This is a genomic window from Corynebacterium sp. EPI-003-04-2554_SCH2473622 (assembly GCF_001665955.1).
GTDB classification, from domain to species: Bacteria; Actinomycetota; Actinomycetes; order Mycobacteriales; family Mycobacteriaceae; genus Corynebacterium; species Corynebacterium pseudodiphtheriticum.
On the sequence record NZ_LZMN01000073.1, the window covers coordinates 1 to 5,842 of the forward strand.

At 49.4% G+C, this 5,842-nt stretch carries 5 protein-coding genes and 2 pseudogenes; 2 read left to right on the plus strand and 5 right to left on the minus strand.

Annotated elements, in window-relative coordinates:
* Nucleotides 1-420 (plus strand): IS3 family transposase (locus tag A5774_RS08265; protein ID WP_156519595.1); only part of this gene is annotated, 420 nt, incomplete at its 5' end.
* Between the two features lie 122 nt (nt 421-542).
* Here A5774_RS08265 and A5774_RS11855 read toward each other — a convergent pair.
* Together A5774_RS11855 and A5774_RS11860 are read right to left on the minus strand one after the other, a co-directional pair.
* The gene (locus tag A5774_RS11855) at nt 543-1,847 is read right to left on the minus strand and encodes an ABC transporter ATP-binding protein (RefSeq protein ID WP_255364772.1); all 1,305 of its coding nucleotides are present in this window, start codon (nt 1,845-1,847) and stop codon (nt 543-545) included.
* A gap of 14 nt (nt 1,848-1,861) precedes the next feature.
* Nucleotides 1,862-2,332: an ABC transporter transmembrane domain-containing protein gene (locus A5774_RS11860; RefSeq protein WP_369815548.1), complete on the minus strand. Its 471-nt coding sequence runs from the start codon at nt 2,330-2,332 to the stop codon at nt 1,862-1,864.
* A gap of 797 nt (nt 2,333-3,129) precedes the next feature.
* Between A5774_RS11860 and A5774_RS11350 the strand changes: the two genes are divergently transcribed.
* Nucleotides 3,130-3,252, plus strand: coding sequence for a transposase (locus A5774_RS11350; RefSeq protein WP_126925967.1), 123 nt, complete (start codon nt 3,130-3,132; stop codon nt 3,250-3,252).
* An 801-nt stretch (nt 3,253-4,053) separates the two neighbouring features.
* Here A5774_RS11350 and A5774_RS10980 read toward each other — a convergent pair.
* From A5774_RS10980 to A5774_RS08295, 3 genes and pseudogenes are all read right to left on the minus strand, one after another.
* Nucleotides 4,054-5,329, minus strand: a pseudogene (locus tag A5774_RS10980) (IS3 family transposase).
* A pseudogene (locus A5774_RS12005) lies at nt 5,283-5,411 on the minus strand (hypothetical protein); the annotation flags it as partial. The pseudogenes A5774_RS10980 and A5774_RS12005, both read right to left, overlap by 47 nt.
* A 140-nt stretch (nt 5,412-5,551) precedes the next feature.
* On the minus strand, nt 5,552-5,761 hold the full coding sequence (locus A5774_RS08295; protein WP_348650714.1) for a hypothetical protein: 210 nt from the start codon (nt 5,759-5,761) through the stop codon (nt 5,552-5,554).
* Nucleotides 5,762-5,842: the final 81 nt, after the last annotated feature.

Sequence of the window (5,842 nt, forward strand, 5' to 3'; positions counted from 1 at the left end):
GACTTATGCGATCGCTCGATCGTGTCGTACAGCGTTTCAACTTCACCAAATACGGCGTTTACCTCGCAGTCTTTGCGTGATGCCATCACGCAAGAATCACCAGATCACCGATTGCTTGTGCATACCGATCAGGGATTCCAGTACCAGCATTCCAGCTGGCGCACACTCATTACAGGTATTGGTGGCACACAGTCGATGTCAAGGAAAGGAAACTGTTACGACAATGCGGTGATGGAAAACTTCTTCGGGCACCTCAAAACGGAGATGTACCACGGTGAAACATTCGCCAGTCTGGCAGAGTTCTACCAGGCACTTGATGAATACATTCGTTGGTATAACCATGAACGCATCCAGAAACGACTCAAAGGGCTGACTCCGATGCAGTACCGGAACCAGACCCTAAAGCCTGTCACGGCCTAGAATTAAACCAGTCCAACTTTCGGGGGCCAGTTCAGAAAGTGGCCTTTTTCGTTCACTATTTGTAAAAAACGCACATCAAGTTCAGTCCTGGGGGTCAGGTCGCGTCGGTGACGAGAACGTGTTTACGCATCTGAAGACTTCCTACTATTCGGTGTACTTTCAACAATTCTGCCATCGACAACTGTAAGAATCCGTTCTGCCAGATTCGTGATGTTTGTGTCGTGGGAGGTAAAGATGACTGTGGAATCCGTCTCCAAGAGCCTGTTCATGGACAACTCTGCTGATACTGAGTCGAGAGCGGATGTCGGCTCATCTACAAGGATGACCAGAGATTTTTGAAGGATGGCACGGATGATGGCAACTCGCTGTCGCTCTCCTCCGGACAATCCGCTATTGCCGGATCCTACTAATCGGTCTAGTCCGTCGGTACTGGCGAAATTTCCCAGTCCGAACTGATTTAGCAATGTGCAAAGAATTTTGTCATCGAAATTGTTTTCTGTCCCGAGAGTAAGGTTTTCTCTGAGTGTTCCCGGAAGCAAGTCAGGTTCCTGCTCGACGTAGGTGATCACAGTGCGAAGATCTTTCCTGTTCCAGTCATTAAGATCCCGCCCTCCGACACGGATGTGGCCGGCCGAGACGTCATAAAACTTCAACAGAAGACTAAATATGGTGGTTTTCCCGGCGCCAGAAGCTCCTGTGAGTGCTACTTTCTCGCCTGGTCGAACCGTTACAGTTGCGCTATCTAAGATGGTTCGGCCCTCTCGGCTGTACGATACCGACTCGAACTCGATGGATCCTGGGGGAACGGAGCTAGGTTCTGGAAGCGAATCATCCCCAGTTGAATCTTCAACTTCGAGACTGAAAAGCCGGTTAATTCTGTCCAGCGCTCCCCTAGCCTCAAAGAAGGTACCAAGAGACTGAGACACCTGCACAATGGGGGCAAGCATCAGAAATAACGCGGTAACGAAGATGGTAAGTGCCTCTCCCGACAAATCACCGTTGCTCAACCTCATGGACCCGAAAACAACGACCGCGAGAAGTGCCACGTAGGACGCTACAGTACTCAACGGCTCAAGAACGGCTTCAACAAAACTCATCCTTCGCCGATTTCGGTAGGCGTGGTCTATCTCGGCTGACAAATTGCCAATGACCTTCGTCTCTACGCGAAAAGCCTTAATAGTTCGAATTGCCGATAACGCCGACTGTAGGATTTCTCCGAGCGCTGCAAGATGGTCCTGAACCTTTGACGAAAGATTTTGCAAAGAACTTGAAATAACCACAATGATAACTAAGGCCACCAGCAACACTGCAACAACAACCAAGAGCAATTTCCAGTCCACCACAGCCATATAAATGAGTGCACCGATGATGACGGTGAACCCACCCACAAAATCAGTGAGAGTGGAAGAAAAAGCTGTGCTAACGATGGAAGTGTCCGACGTTACCCGTGTGGTGAAGCTGCCCGACCCCCCCCTTTCTCAAACTCCTTCACCTGCAGGTAGAGAAGGTGATTCGTGATCTTTTTGCGCATGTCGCGGACTGTTCGATCCGCTGCGATGGATACCACGGACATTGTGGCGGCTGTCAAAACAGATGTTCCCAGAATAGTTAACAGAAGCAGCATGAGCGGTTGCTGAAACTCGCCGCTACTCACTCCGGATATCAACTGGCCAACAAGTACGGGTTGAAGAAGAGTAACAGCGGTAGACAACAATGACAGGAGGATTCCCAGGCTGATCAGTCCAGCATTGTTTCGCAGAAGGTTAAAGGCTGTCATCGGGGGCGGACTACTCCTCGGTTCAGGCTCTCGTCTGGGGGAATGCGGTGCGTCAGCGATTCCGTTTCGGACCGTGAAGCGGTAGTAAAATACAGGCTCCTCATCTTGTGCGTAGCCTGCTGAACAAACCAGCATAACCTCATACTCGGATGTATGTGGCGAGCATGTTGGTTACCTTCCAGTCTTAGGAGACGGTTGAAGGCGTTTCATTTGTCTAAAACATCTTTGTGAAATGACTCATTTCTAGGGGCAGGGCAACGATATCAGGGTTCATGTATGGGCGCAGATTTATATTCGCGAAACTTTAATTAAAATTATGGTTTTATCATCGGTTTATGGATTGTGGCAGGTGTAGCAAGGTGTGATGAACCCTTCCTCGCTTTATGAAGTACTACAAATCTCTACCTCCGGCCAGGATCGCGTACTATCTGGCAATTGCCGTCTGGAGCTCGCAGGAAGGTGTCACTATCTGTAGCGTGATGTCTGAGTACAGAAGCGTTCTTGAGGCTAATTTTCGCTAGTGCGTCATTGCTCGTAAGACCGAGCACCTTAGGTGTAAAGGCTTCTCCAGCAGCCCACCATCCGGGCATGCCGTGCACACCTAACCCGGTGGGGTCGCGGCAGATACTAGGTAGAATCGAGGGAGTCTGATGGTTTGTGCGTGAGGTCCCAACCTGCATGAGGAGATGGACCAGAATGATTATTGCGACACGACGAGACCTAAGTTGACGAGGGCTAGATTGCTGCGATTGAAAACAAGCTGCTTGCTAACCCTGAAATCGCGGAACTGATTAATGACCTGGCCACGTCTAAGGCGCATGCCAATGATCTAGTTGAGGGCATGCTGCAAGCCTCGTTTACCACGGAATTGAATGCTGAAATGGATTCCCGTTTAAGCTACGCTTCTGGCGACAGGAGCGCTAAAGCTGCAGATGGAAGAAGATAATTACCGCAATGGGGCTTATCCAAAGACCGTGCATTCTCGCTACGGGCCGGTTTCTGTTGATGTCTCTAAGGATCAGGCTGGAACATTCTTGCTGGCTATGGTTCCTTAAGGCTCTAGATGTTGACTGAGGTCGAGTGAGACGATTATCAGCTTGTATGCTGGTGGGATGACAATTAGGGATATCTAGCACCATATGGCAACTGCAATGCGGGTTGATGAGCCTGACCCCGGAAAGTAGACCCGTCGGGGGCAGGCCCTACTTACGCGAAATGCTCCAAATCCACTCTCTGAATTAAAAGAACAAATCGGCTATCTTTGGGGCCTTCACGATGATCTCGGAGCCGTCGCTTGTCTTAAATTGCACAGCTTTATCTCCACCCAGTAATAGAGCTTTACCTCTCGGAAGTATTCTGTAACCAATACCACCCCAAGCAGCATATGAGCCGTCTATAAGCTCTATGCTCTCGACGTCCTGTAGGTTGACGTAAAAAACACGTTTTCGGAAAATAGTTGAACGTACTTCTAGACTACTTTCAGATTTCTCGACCGTTACAAGAGACAAGAATAAGGTTGCAAAAAATGAGAATAACAAAGGTCCAACTGATAAAAGAGCAGTCGAAGAAAATGGATCTAATAAAACCAATAGTCCCAAGATGGACAAGCCTAGCGCTGCACTCAGACATATAAGGATATTCGAATGGGTGACAAATTTAGTTCGGTTCATTATGTCTAGAAACTCTTTCTATTTTGAAGTTATATCAGTTTGGGGCGTTGTATGTTGAGAATTACGTCCAAGCCAAGCATATACACTGTTAGCGTTAGCTCCGAACATACCGCCGATCATTATAAGAGCGAAACTGAACAGCCTTATGAACATGAACTGCTCCCCGTTTTCCGGACTGGGTTAATTCTAAATGGTTTGGGTCTTTGCAAGGGTCTGGTTCCGATATTGCATCGGGGCCAGGCCCTTGAATTGTTCCTGTAGCCGGGTCGTGTTGTACCACAGGATGTAATCATCAACAGCTTGGCAGAACTCATCGACGCTGCTGAAAGAAACACCGTGGTACATCTCAGATTTCAAGTGACCGAAGAAATTCTCCATCACTGAGTTGTCATAGCAATTGCCTTTCCGCGACATTGACTGCACGCCACCAATGTGTGTCATCAGGTTGCGCCAGCTGGTGTGCTGGTACCAGAAGCCTTGGTCGGTGTGCACAATGAGTCCTTCAGCCGGGCTGAACAGGGCAATGGCATCGGATAACGATTGTGATGTGAACTTGGTATTCGGTGATCTAGACAGCGTATGAGCCAAGATTGTTCGGTCAAACAGATCCATAATCGGCGACAAGTAGACCTTGGTGCCTGCGACTCGGAACTCGGTGACATCGCTAACCCACGTTTTATTCGGTGCACTTTGCTCGAAGTTGCGGTCAAGCACGTTATCGGCAATGTGGCTCATAGCTCCGCGGTAGGAGTTGTACTTCTTACGCCTGATTTTCGATACCAATTCCAGCTGTCGCATCAGCTTGCGAACCAACTTCTTATTGACGATCTCATTCTCGTTGCGTAAAGCACGCCATACGCGGCGGTAACCATACGTGGCGTTGGAGTTGCTAAAGATCTTCGTTATCAGTTTCTTTAGATGGGCATATTTGTCTGGTTCATCAAGGCGACGTTGATGTTCGAAGAAGGTCGACCTGGACAGGCCAGATACGGTGATCAAGTCATCGAGGCGGTGGTCAGACTTAACAGTGATGATGGCTTCGACTTTTAGCCTCGTCGCTGATCCCTGGGGTCCCGTAATTTTTTTAGGTACGCCAATTTAGCCTTGAGAAGCTCATTTTCATCTCGCAGCTTGTCTTCTTCGGTCAGTGGTGCAGGCTGAGCAGAGCCTTGAGGCCTGCCCTTCGGCTTCGGCCGTAGTGCATCAGTACCATCCTTGTTGACCTCCCACACCCAATGACTAATCAGGTCAGGCGAGGACAAGCCGAATTCTTCGGCAAGATCGGCTTTGGTCTCGCCGGCTTTATGGCGGCGAAGGATCTTCATCTTGGTGTCGAAGGAGTACTGTTTCCTCGTTGGTTTGCTCACAAGACAAAGTCTGCCATGTAAACGGAATCGACCCTTAAGCCTTCGAACCTGGCCCCGCTTGACTCCGAGACGATTAGCCACCGCTCTAGCGCCATAGCCGTGCTCAAATAGTTCCACTGCTTGTTCACGCTGAGCCTGGCTCAGCTTGCTGCGTGGATGCATAGAAAAACTCCCCATAATCTGGTTTCTGATTTCTCAGTCCGGATTATGGGGAGCAGTTCAGCTTGAGTCTTTTCCCATTTATAGTAGCCAGAGCGAGAAACCTCTAATAACCTGCTCATTCGTTTTATGCTGTAGTTCGCCTTGCTCTGGCTGTATTAGCTCAAATTTTTCCGATCGCGTTGCGACGCCACGAAGAAGGCGGTGGCTTTTGACAAGAACTCATTATCCATTTTGGCTTCAGCTAACTCGCGACGCAGACGAGCGTTTTCGGCTCGAATATCGGCGTCACTGCGGCCATCAGCTGAACCTTGACGTTCTCGTTCAAGCTTGACCCATTTTCCCAAGAGGCCTTCGGCTACACCGATCTCCTTGAGCTACATGAGCGATTGGGCGTCCCGATTCGATGACCAGTCTGGCAGCTTCCTGCCGGTACTCCGGGGTGTATT